The 1,808-nt window shown below is 47.3% G+C and carries 1 protein-coding gene; it reads right to left on the minus strand.

The window, feature by feature from the left end; translation table 11 throughout:
- Positions 1-99 precede the first annotated feature (99 nt).
- Entirely contained in the window at positions 100-1,662 is a 1,563-nt protein-coding gene (locus tag JOD03_RS13675; protein ID WP_204592024.1) for an IS1182 family transposase, read from the minus strand.
- Positions 1,663-1,808: the final 146 nt, after the last annotated feature.

Raw genomic sequence — 1,808 nt, forward strand, 5'->3', positions numbered from 1 at the left:
GAGGCTGGGACAAAACTCGGCCGATAATATAAAAAATGGTCATCGCGATTGAGTGATGACCATTTTTTATGGGTAATTTCAAATATGCGGCCAGAGTTCTTACACTCTGGCCGCATATTTTCTTAGGTTCACCGCCATGAGCGCTAGACCGATGTCGTTTTCGACCTTCGGTCGGGTGCGGACGGAGGCGCGAGTGAAACCCAAATTAGCCTTCAAGAATCCAAAAACTGGTTCCACGTCCGTCTTGCGACGACGATAGATAGAGCCGGTTTCTTCATCCGAAAGCTTGGTTCTCACATATTCTTTTTGCTCTTCCCAGGTGACATTCACAGACATCGTGCGATTAGTTCCCTCATATGCCCTTGTACACTGCGACCGGAATGGACAACCACCACAATCTTCTGCTCGATATACTTTGAAGTGGCGTTCGAAGCCCGTCTTGTCTCTGCGGACGCTCATATGGGAGAAGTTGAGTCGTTTAGAGTTTGGACATTCGTAGGAATCGGTTGATTCGTCATAGGTCCAGTTCGCTGTCTGGAATGGGTTGTTTTTATACGACCTCTTCTGTTCTCGAAGATAATGACCATAGGTGATGAGTGGTGTCTTTTGGCGTTTCACTAAGATGTCGTTGTAGTTCGGCTCGCTGCCATATCCCGCATCGGCCACGATATGTTCAGGGAGTTCGAAGAACTCTTCTTCGATTTTGTCTAGGAAAGGGATCATCGTCTTCGAGTCACTGGGATTTGGGAATACTGCGTAAGCGAGAGTGTACTGATTCTCTGTTGCGATCTGTAGGTTGTAGCCAGGTTTCAATTGCCCGTTCCTCATATAGTCATCTTTCATCCGCATGAATGTGGCGTCCTTGTCCGTCTTGGAATAACTGTTTCGCTCACCCATGATCCCGAGATCGATCTCATAACGATGTTTACGGACAAGCATGTCCTTGATCAGTTTTAAGAGCTTCTTTGGTTCTTTTCGTTCTGACCGGATCTTCTTTCGTTTCGCTACGTCTTCAGTTGACTCGATCTGCGCCGTCTTCTCGTTGACATGCTCTTCGAGCTTGTCCGCCATCATGGACATCTGTTCAGCCGTTAGACCTTCTTCTACCTCTAGAGCTGGCATGATGTTGGCTTTGAAGAGTTCTTCATACATCTGCTTGGATTTCTCAGTCAGGCTCGACAGGTATTTTTCGACCGCTCGTTTCCAGACGAATGTGAACTTGTTTGCGTCCGCCTCGATCTTGGTCCCATCGATGAAGATCGCGTCTTGGTCGATCAGGTCTTCCGCTACAAGACGGTTTCGGAACTGTATGAAACACTCTTTGATGAGGGCGTTCATTGCGGGTTGTACACGGAAACGGTTGATTGTCCGGTAGGTAGGTTGGTGACCTTGGGCCAGCCACATGATCCTCAGGCTGTCCTTTGTCAGGTCCTCGATCTTGCGACCGGAGAAGGTAGATTGGGTGTATGCACAGAGGATGATCTTCAACATCATCTTCGGGTGATAGGCTGGGCACCCGTTGTCACGTCGAAATTCGTGGAATGCTTCATTGGGGATGCTCTCGACCAGACGGTCGATAGAGAAGGCGATGTCATCTTTTGATAATTTCATCTCGATATCTAGGGGTAAGACCAGTTGATTCATGTTATAATCTTTAAACATAAGGACACTTCTTTCGATTTGGATTTTGTTGTGGTGACTCAATTCTATCAGAAGTTGTCCTTATTTTTGTACACAAAAAGCGCGCACCGCAGAATTTTCTGCGGTGCGCGCTTTTTCAATTAGAGTCTAGGTTTTGTCCCAGCCTC

Source organism: Chryseomicrobium aureum (genome assembly GCF_016909155.1).
GTDB classification, from domain to species: Bacteria; Bacillota; Bacilli; order Bacillales_A; family Planococcaceae; genus Chryseomicrobium; species Chryseomicrobium aureum.